12 protein-coding genes, 1 rRNA gene and 1 pseudogene are annotated in these 24,392 nt (G+C 74.5%); 8 read left to right on the plus strand and 6 right to left on the minus strand.

Going from position 1 to position 24,392, the window contains the following annotated elements:
• Nucleotides 1-10: 10 nt before the first annotated feature.
• A 16S ribosomal RNA gene (locus CUT44_RS05085) occupies nt 11-1,538 on the minus strand.
• Nucleotides 1,539-2,098: 560 nt separating this feature from the next.
• Here CUT44_RS05085 and CUT44_RS05095 point away from each other — a divergent pair.
• Nucleotides 2,099-2,548 carry a PTS sugar transporter subunit IIA gene (locus tag CUT44_RS05095; protein ID WP_100200947.1) on the plus strand — a complete coding sequence of 150 codons (450 nt, stop codon included), beginning with the start codon at nt 2,099-2,101 and terminating at the stop codon, nt 2,546-2,548.
• Between the two features lie 275 nt (nt 2,549-2,823).
• The gene (ptsP, locus tag CUT44_RS05100; protein WP_100200948.1) at nt 2,824-4,506 is read left to right on the plus strand and encodes a phosphoenolpyruvate--protein phosphotransferase; all 1,683 of its coding nucleotides are present in this window, start codon (nt 2,824-2,826) and stop codon (nt 4,504-4,506) included.
• Between the two features lie 62 nt (nt 4,507-4,568).
• On the opposite strand, the gene CUT44_RS05105 is transcribed toward ptsP, so the two are convergent.
• Nucleotides 4,569-5,609 carry a hypothetical protein gene (locus tag CUT44_RS05105; protein WP_233221241.1) on the minus strand — a complete coding sequence of 347 codons (1,041 nt, stop codon included), beginning with the start codon at nt 5,607-5,609 and terminating at the stop codon, nt 4,569-4,571.
• Nucleotides 5,610-5,712: 103 nt separating this feature from the next.
• Nucleotides 5,713-7,755, minus strand: coding sequence for an acetoacetate--CoA ligase (locus CUT44_RS05110; protein WP_100200949.1), 2,043 nt, complete (start codon nt 7,753-7,755; stop codon nt 5,713-5,715).
• A gap of 251 nt (nt 7,756-8,006) precedes the next feature.
• Between CUT44_RS05110 and CUT44_RS05115 the strand changes: the two genes are divergently transcribed.
• From CUT44_RS05115 to CUT44_RS05135, 4 genes are all read left to right on the plus strand, one after another.
• A complete protein-coding gene (locus CUT44_RS05115; protein WP_100200990.1) occupies nt 8,007-10,406 on the plus strand; it encodes a glycoside hydrolase family 31 protein in 2,400 nt (799 codons plus the stop codon).
• A 645-nt stretch (nt 10,407-11,051) separates the two neighbouring features.
• Nucleotides 11,052-11,786, plus strand: coding sequence for an MIP/aquaporin family protein (locus CUT44_RS05125; RefSeq protein ID WP_100200951.1), 735 nt, complete (start codon nt 11,052-11,054; stop codon nt 11,784-11,786).
• Between the two features lie 162 nt (nt 11,787-11,948).
• Nucleotides 11,949-13,469, plus strand: coding sequence for a glycerol kinase GlpK (gene glpK, locus CUT44_RS05130; RefSeq protein ID WP_100200991.1), 1,521 nt, complete (start codon nt 11,949-11,951; stop codon nt 13,467-13,469).
• A gap of 85 nt (nt 13,470-13,554) precedes the next feature.
• Entirely contained in the window at nt 13,555-14,511 is a 957-nt protein-coding gene (locus tag CUT44_RS05135; RefSeq protein WP_100200952.1) for a Rieske 2Fe-2S domain-containing protein, read from the plus strand.
• Nucleotides 14,512-14,562: 51 nt separating this feature from the next.
• Here CUT44_RS05135 and CUT44_RS05140 read toward each other — a convergent pair whose 3' ends face one another.
• Nucleotides 14,563-14,997: a DUF742 domain-containing protein gene (locus tag CUT44_RS05140; protein WP_100200953.1), complete on the minus strand. Its 435-nt coding sequence runs from the start codon at nt 14,995-14,997 to the stop codon at nt 14,563-14,565.
• Between the two features lie 36 nt (nt 14,998-15,033).
• Complete coding sequence (locus CUT44_RS05145; protein WP_100200954.1) at nt 15,034-17,565, minus strand: sensor histidine kinase; 2,532 nt, start codon at nt 17,563-17,565, stop codon at nt 15,034-15,036.
• Between the two features lie 223 nt (nt 17,566-17,788).
• On the opposite strand from CUT44_RS05145, the pseudogene CUT44_RS34810 reads away from it, so the two are divergent.
• Nucleotides 17,789-18,166: pseudogene (locus tag CUT44_RS34810) on the plus strand (hypothetical protein); the annotation flags it as partial.
• A gap of 169 nt (nt 18,167-18,335) precedes the next feature.
• A complete protein-coding gene (locus CUT44_RS05155; RefSeq protein WP_100200955.1) occupies nt 18,336-19,511 on the plus strand; it encodes a serine hydrolase domain-containing protein in 1,176 nt (391 codons plus the stop codon).
• 42 nt (nt 19,512-19,553) lie between these two features.
• Here the strand turns inward: CUT44_RS05155 and CUT44_RS05160 are convergent, their stop codons facing one another.
• Complete coding sequence (locus CUT44_RS05160; protein ID WP_100200956.1) at nt 19,554-24,293, minus strand: hypothetical protein; 4,740 nt, start codon at nt 24,291-24,293, stop codon at nt 19,554-19,556.
• Nucleotides 24,294-24,392 lie beyond the last annotated feature (99 nt).

A 24,392-nucleotide genomic window follows, 5' to 3' on the forward strand; every position in this document is an offset into this window, starting at 1 on the left:
TGCTCCTTAGAAAGGAGGTGATCCAGCCGCACCTTCCGGTACGGCTACCTTGTTACGACTTCGTCCCAATCGCCAGTCCCACCTTCGACGATTCCCTCCCACAAGGGGTTGGGCCACCGGCTTCGGGTGTTACCGACTTTCGTGACGTGACGGGCGGTGTGTACAAGGCCCGGGAACGTATTCACCGCAGCAGTGCTGATCTGCGATTACTAGCGACTCCGACTTCATGGGGTCGAGTTGCAGACCCCAATCCGAACTGAGACCGGCTTTTTGAGATTCGCTCCACCTCACGGCATCGCAGCTCATTGTACCGGCCATTGTAGCACGTGTGCAGCCCAAGACATAAGGGGCATGATGACTTGACGTCGTCCCCACCTTCCTCCGAGTTGACCCCGGCAGTTTCCCGTGAGTCCCCAACCGCCCGAAGACGTTGCTGGCAACACAGGACAAGGGTTGCGCTCGTTGCGGGACTTAACCCAACATCTCACGACACGAGCTGACGACAGCCATGCACCACCTGTACACCGACCACAAGGGGGCACGTGTCTCCACGTGTTTCCGGTGTATGTCAAGCCTTGGTAAGGTTCTTCGCGTTGCGTCGAATTAAGCCACATGCTCCGCCGCTTGTGCGGGCCCCCGTCAATTCCTTTGAGTTTTAGCCTTGCGGCCGTACTCCCCAGGCGGGGCACTTAATGCGTTAGCTGCGGCACGGACGACGTGGAATGTCGCCCACACCTAGTGCCCAACGTTTACGGCGTGGACTACCAGGGTATCTAATCCTGTTCGCTCCCCACGCTTTCGCTCCTCAGCGTCAGTATCGGCCCAGAGATCCGCCTTCGCCACCGGTGTTCCTCCTGATATCTGCGCATTTCACCGCTACACCAGGAATTCCGATCTCCCCTACCGAACTCTAGCCTGCCCGTATCGAATGCAGACCCGGGGTTAAGCCCCGGGCTTTCACATCCGACGCGACAAGCCGCCTACGAGCTCTTTACGCCCAATAATTCCGGACAACGCTCGCACCCTACGTATTACCGCGGCTGCTGGCACGTAGTTAGCCGGTGCTTCTTCTGCAGGTACCGTCACTTGCGCTTCTTCCCTGCTGAAAGAGGTTTACAACCCGAAGGCCGTCATCCCTCACGCGGCGTCGCTGCATCAGGCTTGCGCCCATTGTGCAATATTCCCCACTGCTGCCTCCCGTAGGAGTCTGGGCCGTGTCTCAGTCCCAGTGTGGCCGGTCGCCCTCTCAGGCCGGCTACCCGTCGTCGCCTTGGTGGGCCACTACCCCACCAACAAGCTGATAGGCCGCGGGCTCATCCTGCACCGCCGGAGCTTTCCACCACCACGGATGCCCGCGATGGTCGTATCCGGTATTAGCTCCGGTTTCCCGGAGTTATCCCAGAGTGCAGGGCAGATTGCCCACGTGTTACTCACCCGTTCGCCACTAATCCCCTCCCGAAGGAGGTTCATCGTTCGACTTGCATGTGTTAAGCACGCCGCCAGCGTTCGTCCTGAGCCAGGATCAAACTCTCCGTGAATGCTTCCCGGGTCATCCCGGTGACACGCACGAGAGCGGCACCCCCGGAAGGAATAATCCCAAGGGTGCACAGCGTCCTCGCTGTGTGTATCAAAGGAACCACATCCACCCGGCCGACAAACCGGCCCGGCAGACGGGGTATCAACATATCTGGCGTTGACTTTTGGCACGCTGTTGAGTTCTCAAGGAACGGACGCTTCCTTCGGAACCTCTCCCGAGGCCCCTCCGGGCGCTTCCCTTCGGTGTTTCCGACTTTACCAGCCTTCCCGCGAAGTCCGAAATTCGCTCCCCACCGCCCGCAGAAGCACGGGCAAGCGGAACCGAACCGGATACGGGAGGAGGTTTGGTTGGACACGCCTCTGACGCTGTCGGCGTCGGACGGAAGTACGAGGGTACATGGGGGCAGGAACGGAAGCAAATCGATTCGGCGGGCGCCGGACAGGCCGTCGTACGCGCGCTCACGGAACCGGACGTCCCGGTGTCCTACGCTTCTGATCAGTGTGCCGGTCACGGACACACAGTGACGGCGACCGCACGATCCCCGCTCTCCGGGAGGCACCCATGACCACCGTGACGTCCCCACTGGCCGGACGCGCCATCGGCCTCGCGGCCGTACCCGATCCGGTGTTCTCCGACGTGATGGTGGGCCCGGGAACCGCTGTGGACCCGGTCCGCGAACCGTCCGTCGTCGTGGCTCCCGTGGACGGCATCATCGTCTCGCTGCATCCGCACGCCTTCGTCGTCGTGGACGACGAGGGCCACGGCGTACTGACACACCTGGGCATCGACACGGTGCAGCTGAACGGTCAGGGCTTCGAGCTGCTGGCCGCCAAGGGCGACACCGTGCGCCGCGGTGATCCGGTCGTCCGGTGGGATCCGTCCGAGGTGGAGGCCTCGGGAAAGTCGCCGGTGTGCCCGGTCGTGGCGCTCGAGGCCACTCCCGACGCGCTGGCCGACGTGGCCGAGGAAGCCGATGTGCCGGCCGGGGGCACTCTGTTCACCTGGCGGTGACCCCGGCTCGCCCGACCGCCGCGAGTGCCGGGAGGGCCGAGAGCGAGACACCCGCTCACGCATCCGCCGAGACGAGACCGACCGGGGACGGTGATGTGACTCCACTCCTCACCTGAAGGAGGGGCTTCCAACCCGAAGGTTGCGATCCAGCCCGAACCGATCCTTTTCGGGACGAGCGGAAAACACCACAAGCCACGGAAGCGATTCTCCCCTTGGCTACGCCAGGGGCAACCCCACCACCGGCTGAAGCCGGTGGTCCCCTCGCTAGGAGACTGATGGAGACGACGCTTCGAGGTGTCGGCGTGAGCCACGGGGTGGCGATCGGTGAGGTACGGCACATGGGCACGGCGGTGCTGGAGCCGCCTCCCGGGCAGACCTCCCCGGAACAGGTGCCGCACGAGCAGGGCCGGGTACGCCAGGCAGTGGAGGCCGTGGCCGCCGATCTGGTGGCGAGGGGACACCTCGCGGGCGGAGAGGCCCAGGCCGTGCTGGAGGCCCAGGCCATGATGGCCCGGGACCCCGAGCTGATGGCCGACGTGGAGCGGCGCATCGCCGTGGGCGGCACCGCCGAGCGTGCGGTGCACGACGCCTTCGCCGCCTACCGGGCGCTGCTCGCCGGGGCGGGCGAGTACCTCGCCGGGCGGGTCGCCGATCTGGACGACGTGCGGAACCGCGTCGTCGCCCGGCTGCTGGGGGTGCCGATGCCGGGGGTGCCGGACAGCGCCGAGCCGTATGTCCTCGCCGCACGCGATCTGGCGCCCGCCGACACCGCGCTGCTCGATCCCGCGCTCGTCCTCGGCTTCGTCACCGAGGAGGGTGGCCCCACCAGTCACACCGCCATCCTGGCCCGGTCGCTGGGAGTGCCCGCGGTGGTGGCGCTGACGGGTGCCGTGGAGCTGGCCGAGGGCACGGTCGTCGCGGTGGACGGCAGTACGGGCGAGGTCGTGGTGGAGCCGGGCCCGGAGCGCCGGGCGGAGCTGAGCCGGGCCGCCGAGGAGCGGAAGGCGTCGTTGGCGGCGGCGACCGGGCCCGGCGTGACGTCCGACGGCCACCGGGTGCCGTTGCTGGCGAACGTGGGCGGGCCGGCCGACGTGGCGGCGGCGGTCCGGGCCGGTGCTGAGGGGGTCGGCCTGTTCCGCACGGAGTTCCTGTTCCTCGACGACGGCCGGGGCGGCGGTACGGCCGCGCCGTCGGAGGAACGGCAGGCGGCGGCGTACCGGCAGGTGCTGGAGGCCTTCCCGGAGGGACGCGTGGTGGTGCGGGTGCTGGACGCCGGCGCGGACAAGCCGCTGGCGTTCCTCACCCCGGCCGACGAGCCCAATCCGGCGCTGGGGGTACGCGGACTGCGGACGCTGCTCGATCACCCCGAGGTGCTGCGGACCCAGTTGCGCGCACTCGCCCGGGCCGCCGCGGGACTGCCGGTGCATCTGGGGGTCATGGCGCCGATGGTGGCCGACCGGGCCGACGCCGGGGCGTTCGCCGACGCCTGCCGGGAGGCGGGGCTGCGTGCCGACGTGGGGGCCATGGTGGAGGTGCCCTCGGCGGCGCTGCGGGCCCGGTCGGTGCTGCGGGAGGTGGAGTTCCTGTCGCTGGGCACCAACGATCTGGCGCAGTACGCCTTCGCCGCCGACCGGCAGGTCGGCGCCCTTTCGCGCTACCAGGATCCCTGGCAGCCCGCGCTGCTGGACCTGGTCGCCATGGCGGCGGAGGCGGCCCGCACCGAGGGCAAGAGCTGCGGTGTCTGCGGTGAGGCGGCCTCCGAGCCGCTGCTCGCCTGTGTGCTGACCGGGCTGGGGGTCACGAGCCTGTCCATGGGGGCCTCGGCCATCCCCTATGTGCGGGCAGTGCTGGCCAGGCACACCCTGGCGCAGTGCGAGCGGGCGGCGGCCGCCGCCCGCGCCTCGGAGAGCGGTGCGGAGGCGCGGGCGGCCGCGCGGTCGGTACTGTCCGGGGAGTGACCGTGACCGGCCGGGCGGGAAGCCGCTCGCCCCGCCTGGCGGGCCGGGGCTCCCCCGCGCCCTCACCCTTCTCGGTTCTTCTCCTCTCCCGGCCCGTCAGGCCCGTCACCGTCAGATCCGTCCGTCTCCGGTCCGTCCGCCGTTCCGGGGCGGGAGAGCGGGAAACCCGCGCGGTACACGAGGCCCGGTTCGGGCGGGACCGGCTCCCCCGTGCGGGCGTCGGTGCAGTAGGCCGAGAAGACCTCCGCCTCGGAGAGCGGACGGAGCCGGCCGCCGGTCAGACTCCAGCCGCGGACCTCCTCCTCCCCTCCTCGTACGGTGCGCATCACCACCCCGCCGGGGCGCTCGGTGGCGATGCCCGCGGCGAGCACCGCGCGGAAGACGAGCTCCTCGGCCGCGTTCCCGGCGGCGGCCGGTGCCGGGCCGGCGGGCGCGCCCCGCGGTGCGCTTCCGGTGTGGAGCACCGCGACCAGGGGGCCGGTGTTCCCGGTGACGCTGCACACCAGATGGTGGGCGCCCGGTCCGGCGGAAGCGGTGATCCCCGCCAGGAGCCGGGCGGCCTCGTCGAGCGCCGCGGCGCCGATGTCCTCCCCGCAGTCGGCGCAGGGACCGAGACCGGCGAGCAGCTCTGTGGCGCGTTCCCAGGTGTCCTGCCGTTCCCAGCCGTCGAGCAGCAGGGGCAGCAGCCGGCCGATGGACTGGCCGCGGTATCGCACGGTGGAGCCGGTCGCGGCGAGCTCCGCGACGTAGCGGGCACGGCTGTCCGGGGTGTCGGGGTCGATGTGCTCCTGGGCGCAGAAGTGCTCGTAGTCCGCCGGGTCGAAGAGGCCGACACGGGTGTGGATGCCCTGGGCCGTGAGCGAGCGCAGCAGTCCCTCCGTCTGCCGCAGGTAGGTGTGGTGGTCGGCGAAGGCGAACGTGCGGTACCGCCGCATGGCGGCGAAGCCGGTCGCGTCGGCCACGACGGCGACCGTGCTGGGTGCCTCCCTGCGCAGGGCCCGGCGGGTGGCCGCCGGGCCGTGCCCGCCCGGTCCGGCGGGACGGCGCCCGCTCCCCCTCCTGCCCGTCCGGTCGCGGCGGTCCCGGTCATCGGTGTGTGCCATGTCTCCCCCTGGGCAATGTGTCCATGTTGTCACTCAACGTAACGGGAGGGTCTGACAGCGGGCCGGAAGACGGTCGGGCGGGCGGTACGGGCAGGCGGCCGGATCAGACGGTGCGGCGTTCGCGGGCGAGGCGTTCGTAGAAGCGGAGGAGCTCCACGTCGTCGACCGAGCCCGGGTTGACCGCCCTGTCCAGCTCGGTGCCCTGCAGCAGCCGCTTGACCGGGACCTCGAGCCGCTTGCCGGTAAGGGTGTGGGGAATGCCCCGCACCTCGATGATCTCGTCGGGCACGTGCCGCGGGGAGAGGTGCTCGCGGATGGTCCGCCTGACGCGGTCGCGCAGCCCGTCGTCGAGGACGGCTCCCCCGGCGAGCTGGACGAACAGCGGCATCCAGTAGCCGCCGCCGGCCTGTTCGACTCCGATGACGAGGGACTCGCGGATCTCCGGGAGGCGTTCGACGACCTCGTAGATGTCGGCGGAACCCATGCGGACGCCCTGCCGGTTGAGGGTGGAGTCGGAGCGGCCGTGGATGACGACGGTGCCGTGCGAGGTGAGGGTGGTCCAGTCGCCGTGCCGCCACACGCCGGGGTAGGTGTCGAAGTAGCTGTCGTGGTAGCGGGAGCCGTCGGGGTCGTTCCAGAAGCCCACCGGCATGGACGGCATGGGGTTGGTGACGACCAGTTCGCCGACCTCGTCGACCAGGGGCCTGCCGTGCGGGTCCCAGGACTGCAGATCGGTGCCCAGGCAGGGGGCCTGGAGCTCGCCGGTGTACACCGGGAGGGTGGGCACGGCGCCCGCGAAGCAGCTGCACACGTCGGTGCCGCCGCTGACGGAGGCGATCCACATGTCCTCGGCGATCTCGTCGTGGATCCAGCGGAACCCGTCGGGAGGAAGCGGTGAGCCGGTGGTGGCCACGCACCTGACGCGGGAGAGGTCGAGGTCGCGCCCCGGGTGGACGCCGGCCTTGCGGCAGGCCATGACGTACGCGGCGGAGGTGCCGTACAGGGTGGTGCCGGTGCGTTCGGCCACCCGCCACTGGGCGTCGGTGCCGGGATGGCCGGGGCTGCCGTCGTACAGGACGACGGTGGCGCCGGTCAGCAGGCCGGAGACCAGGAAGTTCCACATCATCCAGCCGGTGGAGGTGTACCAGAAGAAGCGGTCGCCGGGGCCCAGGTCGCAGTGCAGGCCGAGCTGCTTGAGGTGTTCGAGCAGGATGCCGCCCTGGGACTGGACGATGGCCTTGGGCAGCCCGGTGGTGCCCGAGGAGTACAGCACCCACAGCGGGTGGTCGAAGGGAACGTGCTCGAAGACCGGTTCGGCCGACGGGCCGTCGGCGGCGGTGAGGCCCTCCCACTCCAGGGCGCCGTCGGGGGCGGGGCCGCCGAGCAGCGGGATGTGGACGACGGCGCGCAGGGAGGGCAGCTCTCGGCGCAGTTCGGCGACGGTCTCCGTGCGGTCGTGTTCCTTTCCGCCGTAGCGGTAGCCGTCGACGGTGAACAGCACGACGGGCTCGACCTGCCGGAAGCGGTCCAGGACGCCGCGGGCACCGAAGTCGGGGGCGCAGGAGGTCCACACCCCGCCGACGGCGGCGGTGGCCAGGAGGGCGACGACGGCTTCGGGGATGTTGGGCAGGTAGCCGCTGACGCGGTCGCCGGGGCGTACCCCGAGGCGGCGCAGTCCGGCCGCGAGGGAGCCGACCTGGCGGCGCAGCTCCGTCCAGGTGACGGGAACGGGTTCCTGTGTCTCGTCGACGTACAGCAGGGCGGTGTCGCCGGCGCGGGCCGGGTCCTTCCCGGCACGCAGCGCGTGTTCGGCGTAGTTGAGGGTGGCGCCGGGGAACCAGCGGGCGCCGGGCATGGCGCGGTCGGCGAGGACGGTTTCGTACGGGGTGGCGAAGTCCACGTCGAACCACTCGGCGACCGCCTGCCAGAAGACGGGCAGTTCCGTCACGGACCAGCGGTGCAGCGCCGCGTAGCCCGCCGCCGGATCGCCGGGCACGGCCGCCGGGGCTCCGAAGCGTCCGGCGGCCCAGGCCTGGAAGCGGGTGAGCCGGGCGGCGTCGATCCGGTCGGGGGCGGGCCGCCAGAGGGGTTCCGGGCGGTCCGGGGGTTCCAAGGCGGTCGGTACGGCGCTGTGCTCGTCGGTCATGGCTGGCTCCCGGGCTTCTCTCCACGCGTCGTGTGCGTCGCCTCCGCGCACCGTCCGGTCCCCGGGGTGGTGGCCGGGGGGTGCGGGTGCGCGTCGGCTGTTCAGGACGATGCCATGTGATCGGGTTCCGCACCAGGGCGGGCGGTCCGCACCGGCCCCCGGGGGAGGTGATCCAACCACGGGGGGACACCGGGTGAACGGTGGTTGAACGCGGCACCGGCCGCGGACCGGTGATGGCAGGCTGCGGCAGCATGGATGCACGTGGCCTGGTGCGGTCGGTGAGGGTGGTCGGTGCGGTGCGGGGGCTGCGGACGGTGCGGTCGGCCTGGCGGGGGTGGCGTACGGACGCCCGGGAGCTGCCGCGCGGGGTCCGGGAGCGGGCGCGGATGCCGGGTGAGGTGGTGGGTGCCGAGCCGCGGCCGGGCGGCGGGGTGGTGCGTTTCGAGAGGTCGTCGCTGCGGGTGCGGGTGACGGCCGGCGGGGTGGTCTTCTGCGGCTGGGACGGTGCCGCGCCGGAGCCGTCGTACGCGCTGGTGGGCTCGTATCCGCAGGCGGACGCGCGGGCGGTGCTGGAACCGGACAAGGACGGCGGCTGGCGGGTGGTCTCCGAGCGGGTGCTGGTGACCGTGACGCGGTTGGGCGCGGTGGAGGTGCGCACCCCGGGTGGTGTGGTGCTGCGGCGGGACCTGCCCCCGCGCTGGTGGGAGCCGGTGGACGGTGGCACGGACGGCGGCAGCGGCACGGACGGCGGGCCCGGCGGTGCGCGGGGCCGCTGGACGCAGCGCTCGGAGGTACCGGCGGACGCGCGTTTCTTCGGCCTGGGCGGGCGGGCGCCGGGGCCCCGGCTGCGCGACGGCGCGTACCGCCTGTGGAACGCCTCCCCCGGCGCGCTGCCCGGCTCCTCCGGCCCCGGGCACGACGCGCGGTCGTTGACGGCGCCCGTGCTGTGGGCGGTGGCGGACGCGGGCAGCCATCTGGTCTTCCACGACAACTCCTGGGACGGCCTGGTGACACTGCGCGAGGGTCTGGAGGGGGCGGGCTCGGGCCATGACCGGCCGGGCCGGTGCGAGATACGGATGTCGGGCGGTCCGCTGCGCTACTGGGTGCTGACCGGCGCGCCGTCTCGGGTGATGCAGGGCTGGCGGACGCTGACGGGTTCGCCGGTGGTGCCGCCGCGGTGGGCACTGGGCCACCAGCACGTCCTGTGGGGCGCGGAGGGCGAGCCCGGGGTCCGGCGGGTGGTGGCGGGGTACACCGGACGCGGGCTGCCGCTGCGCGCCGTCCAGCTGGGCGCCGGGCACCAGCGGCGCTGCCGGGGTTTCACGGTGGACCGGCGGTTCCCGGACCTGCCCGCCCTGGCGTCCGCCCTGCGGGAGGACGGGGTGCGGCTGGTGTCGGTGGTCGAGCCGGCGGTACGGGCCCGGACCGGGGAGCCGGTGTACGACGCCGGCCGGGCCGAGGACGTCTTCGTGCGGGACGCCCGGGGCGTCCCGGTGCGCGGGGCGGGCCGGGCGGGCGGGGTGGTCTTCCCGGACTTCACCGCCCCGCGGACGCGCACGTGGTGGGGCGGGCTGTACGCCGAGCGGCTGGAGCGGGGCTTCGCCGGGTTCTGCCACGAGATGGACGTGCCGGTCTCGCCGGCCGCCTTCGGCGACCCGACGCTGCCCCGGTCCGCCCGGCACGAGCTGGAGGGCCGCGGCGGCGACCACCGGGAGGCGCACAACGTCTACGCGCTCCAGATGGCCCGGGCGGCCTTCGAGGGGCTGCGCGGACTGCGGCCCCATGAGCGGCCGTTCCTGCTGGCGGGCTCGGGCTGGGCGGGGCTGCAGCGCTACGGCGGCACCTTCACGGACCAGGGCGCGGCCGGCTGGGCGGGGTTGCGGGCCGCGCTCGCCCAGGTGGTCGGCCTGGGGCTGTGCGGGGTGCCGTACTGCGGCACGGACGTCGGGGGCCCGGCGGGTTCGCCGCCGCCGTCGCCGGAGCTGTACCTGCGCTGGTTCCAGCTGGCCGCCTACCTGCCGCTGTTCCGTACGCACAGCACGCCGGGCGGCGGGCGGCGCGAGCCGTGGGAGTTCGGGCCCGAGGTACTGGAGCACGCCCGGGCGGCGCTGCGGGAGCGGGAGCGGCTGCTGCCGTACTTCGTGACGCTGGCCCGGCTGGCGCACCGCTCCGGCGCCCCGTACGTGCGGCCGCTGTGGTGGGGCGCGCCGAAGGACCGGATGCTGCGGGAGTGCGAGGACGCCTTCCTGCTGGGGGACGCGCTGCTGGTGGCGCCGGTGCTGGCGGCGGGGGTGACGCGCCGCACCGTGCGGCTGCCGCGCGGCCGGTGGTACGACACGGCCACGGAGGAGGTGTACGAGGGGCCGGGGCAGGTGGTCGTCGAGGCTCCGCCGGCGCGGATCCCGGTGCTGGCGCGGGCGGGCGCGGTGCTGCCGGTGACCGGGCCGGGCGGCGGGATCGAGCTGGAGGTGTGGGCCCCGCCGCGCGGGCGGACCGGCGGCGGGGTGGTGATCGCGGATCCGGGGGACGGCTGGGGCCGTGCGGAGCCCGAGCGATTCTCCGTGCGGCTGCTGGGCCGGGAGGCGGTGGTGGCGCGGGAGGGCGGGTCGGAGACCGGCTATCCGGTGCGGGTCCGCGGAACGGCCGGGTGAGACGGCCCGGGGGCGCCCCGGCGGAAGCGGCTGTCCCGCCCGGTACGGGTACGGGCACGGGGCCGACGGCGGTACGGGACCACCCCCGTCGGTCCCGTACCGCCGTCTTCGCGGACGTGGACGTCCTCCTGGCCGGAAATGGTTCAGCGGTCCGTGCGCTGTCACCCGTTCGCGACACTTACCGGACGGTTTCCCGACGTTCGCCGGGGCGGAGCGGGTTCCGGGCGTGCCGGTGCTCCGGGTCGAGGACGCCGCGGGGCTGATACCCGGTCACCCGGACGCCGCCCCGGGGGACGGGCCGAGCCGTCCGGCGGGCCGTCAGTCCGTCCGGCCCGTACGGCTTCGGCACCTCCCCGCACATCCCGCGGTCCGGTCGCGGGATGTGCCGCCGGCCGGACCACTCCTCCGCGCCGGTGACCTTGACGCCTCCGTTACCCGGGTGAACACTTCCGATCATCGGACGGTATCGCCGCACACCGGTCCCGCAGCCGGTTGCCCCGCCGGGTGGTTCCGCCGGATACGCACGCTCGTCACGGCTGCCGGGCGGAGCGCGGGGTGCGGGTCCGTGCCCGTCGCCGGCACCGCGGAACACCCCCTGCGGAAACACCCGGGGTCACCGCCCCGGGCGAGGGCAAGAGGAGCGGCATGAACTTCTCCCACGGCGACATCCTCATCGGCGAGATCATCGGAACGGCGATCCTGCTCCTGTTCGGCACGGGCGTCTGCGCCGCCGTCACGCTCAACCACTCCAAGGCGAGGGCCTCGGGGTGGATCGTCATCGCCTTCGGCTGGGGCTTCGGTGTGATGGCGGGCGCGTACACCGCGGCACCGCTGTCCGGCGGGCACATCAACCCGGCGGTGACCCTCGGCATCGCCGTGGAGGGCGGCCAGGGCTGGGACAAGGTGCCCACCTACGTCGCGGGGCAGCTGATCGGCGCGATGCTCGGCAGCACACTGGCCTGGCTGGCCTACTACTCGCAGTTCGCGGCGAACGCCGACCGGGACGGCGCGATGCCGACGCTGGGGATCTTCTCGACCATCCCCGAGGTCCGCGCCCCGGCGCTCAACCTCCTCACCGAAATCATCGCGACCATCGCCCTGGTGCTGCCGATCCTGGCCTTCGGGCTCACCAGGGGGCTGGGCGAGTCCGGCACCCAGGTGCTGGTCGTGGCGCTGCTGGTGGTCGGTATCGGCCTGTCGCTGGGCGGCCCGACCGGCTACGCCATCAATCCCGCCCGCGACCTGGGCCCGCGTGTCGTCCACGCCCTGCTGCCCATTCCCAACAAGGGCACCTCCGACTGGGGGTACTCCTGGGTCCCGGTGGTCGGACCGGTCATCGGCGGTGTGCTGGGGGCGGGGATCTACAACCTCGCCTTCTGAGTGGGGAAACGGCGGACGGCGGGGAACCCGCCGGGAGACGCACCGGGCCGCGGGAGCGGCGCGGGACGAGAGGCCGGGAAGGACCACGGGACCGGGAACGGCAGGAACAGCAGGAACCGCGAGAACCGCGAGAACCAGAAGAAGGGGCCGGAGGACACCGACATGGCGGACAACTCAGCCACCCACGTCGCCGCGATCGACCAGGGCACCACGTCGAGCCGCTGCATCATCTTCGACCGCGACGGCACGGTCGTCGCCGTCGACCAGCGGGAGCACCGGCAGATCTTCCCCCGGCCCGGCTGGGTGGAACACGACGCGACCGAGATCTGGTCCAAGGTCCAGGCGGTGGTCGCGGGTGCGCTCGCCAGGGCGGGGCTGCGCGCCCGCGACCTGGCCGCGCTGGGCATCACCAACCAGCGCGAGACGACCGTGCTGTGGGACCGGACCACCGGGCGGCCCGTCCACAACGCCATCGTCTGGCAGGACACCCGCACCTCCGCGCTCTGCCGGAAACTGGGCGGCGACGAGGGGCCAGACCGCTTCCGGGACCGTACCGGGCTGCCGCTGGCCAGCTACTTCTCCGGGCCGAAGGCCGTGTGGCTGCTGGAGAACGTGCCCGGGCTGCGCGAGCGCGCCGAGGCGGGCGAGATCGCCTTCGGCACCATGGACTCCTGGCTGATCTGGAACCTCACCGGCGGCACCGAGGGCGGGGTCCACGTCACGGACGTCACCAACGCCGGGCGGACCATGCTGATGAACCTGGAGACCCTGCAGTGGGACTCCTCGGTGCTGGGCGCCATGGGCATCCCCGAGGCGATGCTGCCCGAGATCCGCTCCTCCGCCGAGGTGTACGGCACCACCGCGGTCGGGACGTCCACCGGGGTCCCGGTGGCCTCGGCGCTCGGCGACCAGCAGGCGGCCGTCTTCGGACAGACCTGTTACGACGTCGGTGACGCCAAGAACACCTACGGCACCGGCTCGTTCCTGCTGCTGAACACCGGCCGGCGCCCGGTGCCGTCCAGGAGCGGGCTGCTGACCACGATGGGCTACCAGCTCGGCGGCGAGCGGCCCGTCTACTGCCTGGAGGGCTCGATCGCCATCACCGGCGCACTGGTGCAGTGGTTCCGGGACCAGCTCGGGATCATCAAGGAGGCCGCCGACATCGAGCCCCTGGCGGCGAGTGTGGAGGACAACGGCGGCGCGTACGTCGTCCCGGCCTTCTCCGGTCTGTACGCCCCGTACTGGCGCTCGGACGCGCGTGGCGTCATCACCGGCCTGACCCGCTACGTCACCAAGGCCCATCTGGCCCGGGCCGTGCTGGAGGCCACCAGCTGGCAGACGCGCGAGGTCGTGGACGCGATGCGGCAGGACTCCGGCGTGGAGATCACCAGCCTCAAGGTGGACGGCGGCATGACCGCGAACGGACTCCTGATGCAGCACCAGTCGGACGTGCTCGGGGTGCCGGTGATCCGGCCGGTGGTCTCCGAGACCACCTGTCTGGGCGCGGCCTACGCGGCCGGGCTGGCCACCGGGGTCTGGTCGGACCTGGACGAGCTGCGGGCGCACTGGAGGCAGGACGCCGAGTGGACCCCGCGGATGGACGAGGAGGTCCGGGAGCGGGAGCACCGCAACTGGCGCAAGGCCGTCGAGCGCAGCTTCGGCTGGGAGGAGGACGGCGACTGATCCCCGGGTGCCGGCGCGGGCGAGGGCCCGGCCCTGCCACCTCGGTGGGCCGTTTACCGCCCTCGCCCGCCGGGAACCGGGCGGTATGCCTGTTTACCAGAACATCCGTGACACCCTCTCGGCCGCCCGCTCCGCGCTCCCCGATCCCGAACGCCCCGGACGGGTGCTGACCGCGGTCGAACGGCTGGAGAGCTCCACACGTCTGGACGGCGCGCTCGGCCCACTGCGGCGCGCCGTGCGCGCGCTGCCGCTGGGCGGCGCCCGGGACGCCCTGCACGGCCGCTGGCTGGGGCACGCGGTGCATCCGCTGCTGGTGCAGGTGCCCATCGGCACCTGGCTGTCCGCCGCCGTGCTGGACCTGATGCCCGGCCAGCGCCGCGGCGCCGACACCCTGGTGGGAATCGGCCTGGCGGCCGCCGCCCCGGCCGCCCTGTCGGGCTGGGTGGACTGGGCCGAGCTGCGCAAGCCCCAGATGCGGGTGGGGCTGGTGCACGCGGCGGCGAACGTCACGGCGGTCGGTCTGTACGCGGCGTCGCTGAGCGCCCGGCTGCGCGGCAGGCGCGGCCGGGGGCGCGCGCTGGCGTTCGCGGGGCTGACCGCGGTGAGCGCGGGCGGCGCGCTGGGCGGCCATCTGGCCTACCGTCAGGCCGCCGCCGTCAACCACGCCGAGCACGTCCCGGCCGTGGTGGAACCCGGCTGGCACCCGATCGGCGATGTCGCGGACCTGCCGGTGGGCGAGCCGGTACGGCGCCAGGTGGGCGAGACCCCGCTGGTCGTCGTCCGGGAGGCCGGGGGCGCGGTGCGCGCGCTGGCCGACCGGTGCAGCCACATGGCCGGGCCGCTGTCCGGGGGCGAGGTGGCCGACGGCTGTGTGCGGTGCCCGTGGCACGGCAGTGTCTTCCGGCTGTCGGACGGCTGGAACGTGCGCGGTCCCGCGACGGCTCCCCAGCCGGTGTTCGAGACCCGGGTGGTCGACGGCCGGGTGGAGGCGCGCCTGGTCACCGGGCCGCACGCGGCGCACCGCGCGGCCGCGTCGGCGTGAGGCGGGACCGGCGGCGGGACGGCCGGCGCCGGTCCCGGTGCGGGGAACCGCTCACAGCGCTCGCAGACCGGCGATCACATCGCGCAGGACACGCTCGTCCGGCGGCTCGGCCCGCGGCACGGGGCGGGTGACCCGGGCCAGCCGGGCCTCGACGAGGTCACCGACGAGCACCCGGACGACGCCCACCGGCAGATCCAGCCCGTCCGCCAGGGAGGCGACCGGCTGGGGGGACCGCAGACACCGGGCGAGGATGGCGAGGTGCTCCGGTTCCAGTACGCCCGGGGCCCGGCCGGCGGGTACGTGGCCGCCGCGGACGTCGACGGCGGGGACGGGCAGGCCGGACGGGTCCGCCCCGGCACCCGGATCGACGACCACCAGGGCGACCGGGTCGATGCGGTCCCCGCCGGCGCTGTGGGTGCGGCCGCGCGTCATGGCGTACGGCCGCACCACCGGGCCGGCCGCGTCGTCGAACCACCGGTCCGTCATGACGGCGCGCCGCTCGTGTCCGGGGGGCGGGCCCGTTCACCCGTCCTGCGGACGGTGCCGTCCCCCGTGCCGTGCGGTGCGGTCATCGGCCGCTTCCCTCCAGTGCGTCGTTCCCGGTGCGTCGTTCCCGGTGCGGTCCGCGCCGCCCGTGCCGTTCGCCCCCGCGCCGTTCACGGGGACACCGCCCGGGTCCCCGGTGCGCGTACCGCGGCCGTCGGGGCCCGTGCCGTCCGGGAGGCCCGCGTTCCGCCGCCGACCGTGCCGCAGCCCTCGCTGGAGCGAACCCATCCGGTCGCGCACCTCGGCCGCGTCCCGCCGCCGTTCTCCGCCCTCCCGCGCCCCGTCCGCCCACTGCCGGGGCCGGGGCCGCGGCCGGGATCCGGGCTCCCGTACGGGGCTCTCCTGCCGTACCCGTCCCGGCAGGCCACCCGCCGTGGCCGGATCCGGCTCACCGGGTGCGGCGCCGGCCCCGGCCGGACGCCCGTGCTCGGTGTCCGGGGAGGACCGCGGCGGGAACCGGCCGGCCTCCAGTTCGACGGGGCCGTCCCGGGCCGTTCCGAGGACGGGCCGCGCGCCCCGCAGGGGCAGTCCCGCGGCGGTCCGGGGAGTGCTCCCGGCATCCCCGGCGCGGAGCTCGCCCGTGCCCGGCGCGTCCCCGCCCCGCCCGGCCCGCTCCGGCGCGGTGAGCAGCGCGCCCGGAATGAGCACGACGGCGGTGGTGCCCCCGTACGGGGAGGGCTGCAGGGAGACCCGCACACCCCGGCGCCGCGCGAGCCGGGACACCACGAACAGACCGAGCCGGTCGGTGTCGGAGAGCTGGAAGTCGGAGGTCTCGGCGAGCCGGAGGTTGGCCTCCAGCAGCGCCTCGGGGGGCATGCCCAGGCCCCGGTCGTGGATCTCCAGCGCGAAGCCGCTGGGCACCCGCTCGCCGAGCACCTGGACAGCGGTGTGCGGCGGGGAGAAGACCGTGGCGTTCTCCAGGAGTTCCGCGACGAGGTGGGTCAGGTCGGCGATGGCGGCGCCGTCGACCGCGAGCCGGGGCAATCGCCGCACCTCGACGCGGTCGTAGTCCTCCACCTCGGACACGGCGGCGCGGACGACGTCCATCAGCGGAACGGGCCGGCGCCACTGCCGCGAGGGGGCGGCGCCGGAGAGGATGACCAGCCCCTCGGCGTGGCGGCGCATCCGGGTGGTGAGGTGGTCGAGCCGGAAGAGGTCGGACAGCACCTCGGGGTCGTCGGTGCGCCGCTCCATGGCGTCCAGCAGGGTGAGCTGCCGGTGCAGCAGCACCTGGCTGCGGCGGGCGAGGTTGACGAAGACCTCGGAGACGCCGCGGCGCATGTCCGCCTGCTTCACGGCCGCCTCGACGGCGGCCCGCTGGAGCGTGTTGAGCGCCTGGCCGACCTGTCCCATCTCGTCACGCCCGTACGCCAGGCGCGGCACCTCGGTCCCGGCGTCGATCCGCTCGCCCGCGGCGAGCCGCCGCATGACGCCGGGCAGCCGTACGCCCGCCGCCTCGTTGGCCTCCCGGCGCAGCGCGCCGAGGTCGCGGATCAGACCGCGGCCGACGCGGAAGGAGACGATCACGGAGAGCAGGACGGCGGCGAAGCCCAGGATGCCGGCCACCCCGGCGCGGACCAGCACCGCGGTGGCCTCGGGCGCCACCCGCCGGTGGTGGCGGTCGACCGCCTTCCCCTCCAGTCTCCGCAGCTCCTCCAGGACTCCGGTGACGTTCTTCCGCCAGCGTTCGGCGTTGACGGCCCCGGCCGCCGCCGGGGCTCCGGCGGCGATGATCCGGTCCTCGGCGGCGCGCAGGGTACGCCCGTCGGAACCGGACCAGAAGGCCCGGTGCTCGTCCCGGTCGTCGGCGGGGAGCATCGGGAGGTGGGTGCGGTAGGTGAGTTCGCGTTCGGCCACCCGGTCGGAGAAGGCGCGCAACTCCTCCCCGGTCATCCGGCCCGCGGCGAGGGCCGCTGCCAGCAGGGCGTCCTCGCGGGCGAGGTGCTCGCGGGCGAGGGACAGGCCGATGACGGCGCGGCCCTCCCTGTCGAGCCGGGTGTCGTCCACGGCCCGCAGGGTGGCGACGAAGCCGTGGCAGGAGTCGACGACCGCGCTGTAGGCCTCGTAGGCGTCCCGGCGTTCGGCGGTGTTCTCCAGGACCTGGGCGCGTAACCTCCGGAGCCGGTCGAGGTCTTCGAGGAGGTCGTCCAGCCGTCCGCGGGAGTCCTCCGCCAGTCCGTCGCGGACCCGTTCACCGGCCGCGTGCCTGCGTAACGCCGCCACCGCCGCGTCGGTGGCGCGCTGTCCCTCGCGCAGGGCGGGCAGGGAGTCGGCGCTGCGCGGGTCGGCGAGGTGGACGAGGGCCCGGCGGCGCTCCCGCTGCACGGTCCGGACGGTCTCCTGCACCGGGCCGCCGAGCTCCTCCAGGACCGCGGACACCTCGAGGAGCTGGTCCGCCTCGCGGCTGGTGATCACGGTTGCGAACGTCCAGATGGAGGTGAGCGCCACCAGGGGGACCAGCAGCAGCGCCACGATCTTCCGGCGGATCGACTTGCCGCGAAAGCGCATGGCCTCCCCTGTGTCCGGTGTGTCCGGCCCTCGCACGGGTGCGTGGGTTCCGTCGGCAAACGGCGCGAGCCTACTACTGGAAACGGGTGGTCCGTAGGCGCGTCCACGCCATCACAAGCCGGTCGGGACGGGTGTTCTGCGTGGTTGTGATGCCGTGTTGTGATACGCCGGATGTCCGGCGGGGCGCGGGGAACGCGAACGGAGCGCGGTTCGTGGAGAACACATGGGGCTGAGCAGGGCCGACTGGGGACCGGGCGGGTTCGACCAGTTCCGGTCGGACCGGGCTGAGGACACGGTGTACGGAGAGGGTGGAGATTACGTGGACGCCGGATCCGGGCTGCCCGGCCCGGTGCGGACGGCCGCCGTACGGGCGGTCATCCTCGTTGCGGTGACCCTGGTACTGGTCATGGTCGCAGTGCTGTGCTCGCTGGCGAAGGTGTGGCTCGCCCTTCCGATGGTGCTGGTCGCGGTGGCCGGCACGGTGATCACCACCTGGGGGGTGCTGGACGTGTGGGTGACCCGGCAGATGTGGGTCCAGCGGCACGGGGTGGTCTCCACGCCCAGCAGCGTGGCGCGTGAGCGCGCGCTCCGCCGCGGACGGTAGGGCCCGCCCCCGGAGGGTGACCCCCGACAGGTGTCCCCGGGGTTGCGCCGGCCGTCCCCGGCGGAAGCCGGGGACGGTGCTCCTCCCCGGTGACGATCCCTCATCTCCGGGCGGCCGCCAGGGTGTGGTGCACCGCACAGACCTCGACGGACTCCCGGAGGAACCGATGAGACCACGCACCCGTACCGCCCTGACCACCGCCCTCGCCCTCGGAGTTCTCGGGCTCGGCGCGGGGCCGCTGACCGGCCCCGCCCTGGCCCGGCCCGGCTCCCCCGCCGGGGCCGGCACCAAGGTGTGCGCGGCCGAGCGGCCCGGCACCGCCGGGCCCGACGCCGCCGCGCTGTGCGCCGCGCTCGACGGACTGCCGGACGGGATCGCGACCGCGGCGCTCGTACGGGTCGGGGGCGACGGATCCTGGCACGGCGCGGCCGGGGTGCGCGACCTCAGGACCGGCTCCGGGGTCCTGGAGCACGGCCGGTTCCGGGCCGGGTCCGTCACGAAGGTGGTGACCGCCTCCGTGGTGCTGCAGCTCGCCGCCGAGGGGCGGATCGATCTCGACGCCCCCGTGGAGACCTACCTCCCGGATCTGCTGCCGCCCTCCTTCACCGAACCCGTCACCGTACGGCACCTGCTGGACTTCACCAGCGGGCTCCAGCCGGGCGCCTCGACCGGTGCCACCGTGGAGGAGGGGTACCCGCGCCGCTTCGAGACCACCACGCCGCAGGAGGTCGTGGCCACGGCCGTCGCCAAGGGACCCGCGTACTCCCCCGGCGCCCGGCAGACGTACGGCAACATCGGCTACACGGTGCTGGCCATGCTGATCGAGGAGGTCACCGGCGACACCTACGCGCACCAGGCCCGGGTGCGGATCCTGAAGCCGCTGGGCATGCGGCACACCTCCTTCCCCACCGGTTCCGACCCGCGCGTCCACGGCCCGCACAACCGCGGCTACGACTGGATCGACGGCAGGCTGGTGGACGTCACCGAGTGGAACGTGGCGGACCGCTGGGCCGCCGGCGACATGATCTCCACGACCGCGGATCTGGAGCGGCTCGTCGTCGCCCTGTTCGGCGGCAGGATCGTCCCGCGGCCGCAACTCGCGGAGTTCTTCACCGTCCCGGACGTGCCCGGGGCGACCGTGGCCGCGGGCGGCATGGCGCCGCACACCGTGAACGGCCGGGAGATATGGGGCAAGACGGGCTCGCGCCCCGGCTACCAGACCGTCGTCGCCGCGACGCGCGATCTGTCCCGGACGCTCGTCTTCTCCGTCAACAGCACCGACGCCAAGGGCGACCAGATGGGCAACGTCCAGCGCTTCGCCGTCCCGGCCTTCAGCCGCTGAGCCCCGCCGTCCCGCCGCCGTGTCCGGCCGACCCCGTACCGGTCAGCCGGGCACGGCGTCGGCGCGGGGCTCCGGCGGCCGTCCGGGGCGCTCCGGGCGGCGGAACATCCGGGTGGCCGTGACCTCGCCGTGCACCGGTTCGCCGCCGGGGTCCCGCCGGGGCAGACCGGGCCGCAGATGTTCCTCGACACTGATGTACTTCAGGCCCGCTCGCAGATCCGCGTCATTGCGCAGCCGGACGACCAGCGGGAACTCCGCGAGTGCCGTGGTGTCGAACAGCCCGGTGGTGTAGAGGAGCTGGACGCCCAGCGCGTCGGCGACCGCCCGCTGGAGTTCCAGCAGGTAGGTGGCGTTGGCCCGGCCGATGGGGTTGTCCAGGAAGAGCGTCCCGGCGTGCCGGTGCCGGTCACGGCCCCGGTCGTTGCTGCGCAGCGCCGCCATCGTGCAGTACAGGGCGATGGCGGCGGTCAGCAGCTGGCCGCCGGAGAAGACGTCGCCCATCTGTCCGACCGGTACCCGCTCGGCGCGCAGCACGGCGTCGGGCTTGAGGATCTCCACGGCCACTCCGCGCGGCTGGAGCGCGGCGTGGACACCGCGCAGCAGCAGCGTCATGCCGTCCCGGCGCAGGTCGGAGTTGCGGCGGACGGCCGCCCGGGTGGCCTCGTCGATCACCTCGCCCAGCCGCTCGGCGAGGACTGCCTGGTCCGGGTCCTCGAAGCGGATGCGCAGGAACTCCTGACCGGACCACTCCCCCAGCCCCTCCGGCAGCCGGGAGAGCCGCTGGGCGGAGCGGAGGGTGGCCAGCGCGGACTCCACCAGGCCGCGCAACCGGTCGACGATGCTGTCGCGGTTGCGTTCCAGCTGCTCCAGCTCGTCGGTCAGCACCCGCAGCCGGGGCTCGAAGGCGGCGGCCCAGGCGGCCGCGTGGTCGGGCAGGGCCGCGGCGGGCAGCTCGCGGATCTGCTGGCGGGCAGGGGTGCGCACCTGCTCGTAGCGGGTGGCGTTGGCGTGCCGCACCAGCACGTCGCTCGCCTCGCGCACGGCCGCCTCGGCGGCGGTGAGGTCGGCGGCGCAGCCGCGCAGGGAGCGGCGGGCCTCGGCGGCGGCGCGCCGGGCCGCGTCCAGGGTGTCGGCGTACGGCTCGGTGGGCTCGTCGCCCTGCTCGGGGCCCGTACCGCCCGTGCCGTGGGGGTCGCGCAGCAGGTCGCGGAGCATGGCCGCCAGTTCGTCGAAGGCGCCGGCGGCGTCCTCGGCGACGCGGTGGGCACGCACCAGCTCGGTGTGGGCGGCGCGGGCGGCCTCCAGCGCGTCGGTGCGGTCGGCCAGTTCCGCGTTGGCCTGGCGCAGCAGGGCCTGGGCGCGCTCCGCGTCGGCGGGTACCAGCTCTCCGGGCAGCTCGGTGTGGGCCCCGCCGCCGGGCGGGGCCAGCCGTTCCGCCTCGCCGCGCAGCCGGCCGAGCTGCTCGCTGGCGGCCGCGGCGCGCGACTCCAGCAGGTGGACCAGTGCCTCGGCGCGGGCGGCGGCGGCCTGCCGGGAGGGGCCGTCGGCGCCGTCGGGCCCCTGGAGGAGCTGGGCGGCGCGGGTGCGGACCTTGTTGCTGAGCCGGTCCAGGGCGGCGCGGGCGGCGCTCTCGTCGCCCTCGGCGCGGGCCTGCTCGGCGCGCAGGTCGGCGCCGACGCCCACCTTCTCGTACAGCCGGGAGGCGGCGCGGTAGGCCTCGCGCAGGTCCGGCAGGGAGGCCGGCGGCTCGGCCGGCGGTTCCGAGCTCCCCGGGGCGCCGGGCCCGTCGGGCCCGTCGGGCCCGTCGGGGACGCCCGCGATCTCGGCGCGTTCGGCGCGGAGCGCACGGGCGGTGCGGCGGGCGTCGTCGGCCGCGCGCTGGGCGGCCCGGCGGTCCTCGTCGGCGGCGCGGGCCCGTTCCAGACAGGCGGCGGCACGCTCCCCGGCCTCGGCGGCCTCGGCCGCCAGCTCCCGCAGTCCGCTCTGCCACCTGGCGCGCTCCCGCAGTCGGAAGGCGAGTCCGGCCAGGGCGTCGGCGGCGCGGCGGGCCTGCTGGGCGTGCTCCTGGCGCTCCTCGCGCGCCCGGCCCGCCTCAGCCGCGGTCTCGGCGGCCTCGGCGGCGGCCTGCCGGGCCTCCTCAAGGTGCCGCCGGGCGGTCTCGGCGGCCTCCGCGGCGGCCCGGGCGCCGGCGGCCAGTTCGGCCAGCCGGCCGGGCGGGCAGCCGGTGCGCCAGGAGGCGAGCCGGGCGGCCAGGGCACGGTCGGCGGCCAGCCGGGCCGCCAGGGCACGGATCTCCGTGTCCCGGGCGGCGGCGCGCTCGCGCAGCTGGCGGCGTTCGGCGTCGGCGGCGCGCTCGTCGTGCATGGCCGGGTTGGGCGGCACGAGGAACACGCCGGACGCGCCGTGGACGCCGCCCTCCCCGGTGCCGGGGGCGGGCACGGGGGCCAGCAGCGCGGCGGCGGTGCCGACGGCGACGGCGGAACGGGGCAGCAGGGCGGCGTCCGCCAGGATCTCCCGGGCCCGGGCGTGGCTGGCCGGGTCGGTGATGACGACCCCGTCGACCAGTTCGGGCCGGGCGGCGAGCACGGCGGCGTGGTCGGCCGGGTCCACGGCCTGGGCGAGGTAGCGCCAGCCGGGGAGGGCCGGGACGCCGTGCTCGCCCAGGTACTCGACGGTGGCCAGGACGTCGGGGCCGGGCGGCAGCAGTCCGCCGTCGCCGAGGGCGCCGAGGATGCGGGAGTCGTCGGCGGCGGCGGTACGCAGCTCGAACAGCCTGCGCTCGGCGGTGGCGACGGTCTCGTCCAGCAGGTCGCGCAGCGTCTCCGCGCCGCGGTCCAGCTCCTCGGCGCCCAGCGGGCCCGGGCCCTCCGCGCCGGCGGGCGTCGTCGCGGCCGCCCCGTCCCCGGCGCGCGGGCCGGGCACCGGGGAGCCGGTGCCCGGCGGCAGGCCGAGCAGTTCGGCCAGCCGCTCCTCGGCGCCCAGCGCCTCGGCGGCACGGCGGTCGGCGGCGTACGCGGCCCCGGCCGCCTCGGCGGCGTCGGCGGCACGGGCCGCGGCCAGTTCGGCGCGGTTCAGGGCCTCGGCGGTCCCCCGGGCCCGCTCGGCGGTACGGCCGGCGGTCTCCTTCGCCGTCTCCCAGGCGGCCACGGCGGCCTTCTCGGCGTCGCTGGCGGCCAGCGCGGCGCGGGCCGGGTCGGCGTCGGGCGCGGAGTCGTCCAGCCAGCCGGCCCGTACCGCCTCGGCCGTCTCCTGCTCGACCTCGGCCAGCCGCTGGCGCAGGTGGTCGCTCTCGCTGCGGGCGCGCTGGGCCTCGGTGGCGGCGGTGGTGGCGTCGCGGTGGGCGGCCTCGCCCGCGGCCTGCAGGGCGGCGGAGCGCTCCTCCTCCCCGGCGGCGAGGTGCTCGGCCTGCCCGGCGGCGGAGTGCAGGGCGCGTACCAGGTCGGTGGCGGCGCGGGCGCGGGCCGCCAGGGCCGGGGCGGCGTCCCGCTCGGCCTCCCGGATGGCGGCGGCGACCCGGGCCGCGCGGTCGGCGGCGGCGCGGTGCGCCAGTACCGTCTCGGTGGCCTGCCAGGCGGCGTGCAGCGTACGGGCGTCGCCCAGCTCCCGGCGCTGGGCGGCGGCGTCCTTCTCGGCCGCGGCCAGCGCCAGTGAGGCGTGGCGGTAGGCGAGCTCGGCGGCGACGAGCGCGGCGCGCTCCCGGCCTCGTTCGGCACCGGCGGCGCCGGCGGCGGCGTGGTCGGCCCGCTCGGCGAGTTCGGCGGCGCGGCCGCGCTCCTCGGTGCCGCGGGCGGTCAGCCGCCGGGCGAGGGCGCGGGTGCGCTGTTCGGCCCCGGCGTGGACGGCCCGGGCGCTCTCGCGTCCCCGCGCGGCCTCGTCGATGCGCCGCAGCAGGTCCAGGGACCCGGCGGTGAAGTCCCGCTCGGCGGTCAGCTCGGCGCGCCGGCCGAGCTTGTGGGCGAAGCCGTGCACCAGGTCGGCCAGCCCGTCGGTGTCGCGGGTGTCGGTGACGGCGCGCAGCAGCAGGTCGGTGAAGTCGGAGTCGTTCTTGACGGCGAACAGACCGGCGGCCTCGCCCTCGTCGGCGTTCATCTCCCGCTGGTAGCGGAAGAGCTCCGGGTCCAGGCCGAGATGGCCCAGGTGCTCGTTCCAGCGCTCGTGGATCTCCTCCCAGACCACGTCCAGGTTGGGGTAGGCCCGGCCCGTCTCGACCAGGACGTCCCGGAAGCCCTTCATGGTGCGGCGCCGGCCGCGGGCGGCGGAGGTCCCCTCGGGGACGGGGCCGACCGCGGCGGACTCGGCGACCGGAAGGGAGTCCAGGCTCATGCCGGGACCGGGCCGGAAGCTGTACCAGGCCTCGGCGAACCTCCGCGGGTCGCTGGAGACCTGCCGGCCGCGCCACTCGCTGACCTTGCCGACGACGACGGTCTCGCCGGTGAGGGTGTGCTGCCACTCCAGGGCGACGTGCCCGCAGTCGTCGGCCAGCAGGAACTTGCGCAGCACGCCGGAGCTGGCCCCGCCGAGGGTGTTGCGGTGGCCGGGCAGCATCACCGAGAAGATCAGCTTGAGCAGGACGGACTTGCCTCCGCCGTTCTCCAGGAAGAGCACGCCCGCGGGCGCGGGACGGCACGGCGGGCCGGCCGGCTCGTCCTCGAAGAAGTCGCCCTGGGCGGGGGCCGGGCTGGGCACCGGCTCGCCGACCCCGCGCAGGTCCAGCACGGTGTCGGCGTAGCGCGCACCGGCGGGCCCGATGGAGTAGAGGCGGATCCGGGACAGCTCGTACATGGCGGGGCTCTCGTCGTTGGGCGGGGTCGTTCTGCGGAGTCGTCCGGCGGAGTCGTCCGGCGGGGGTCGTTCTGTTGTCGGCCGGGGCCTCGGCGGCTG

This window comes from Streptomyces carminius (assembly GCF_002794255.1).
GTDB classification, from domain to species: domain Bacteria; phylum Actinomycetota; class Actinomycetes; order Streptomycetales; family Streptomycetaceae; genus Streptomyces; species Streptomyces carminius.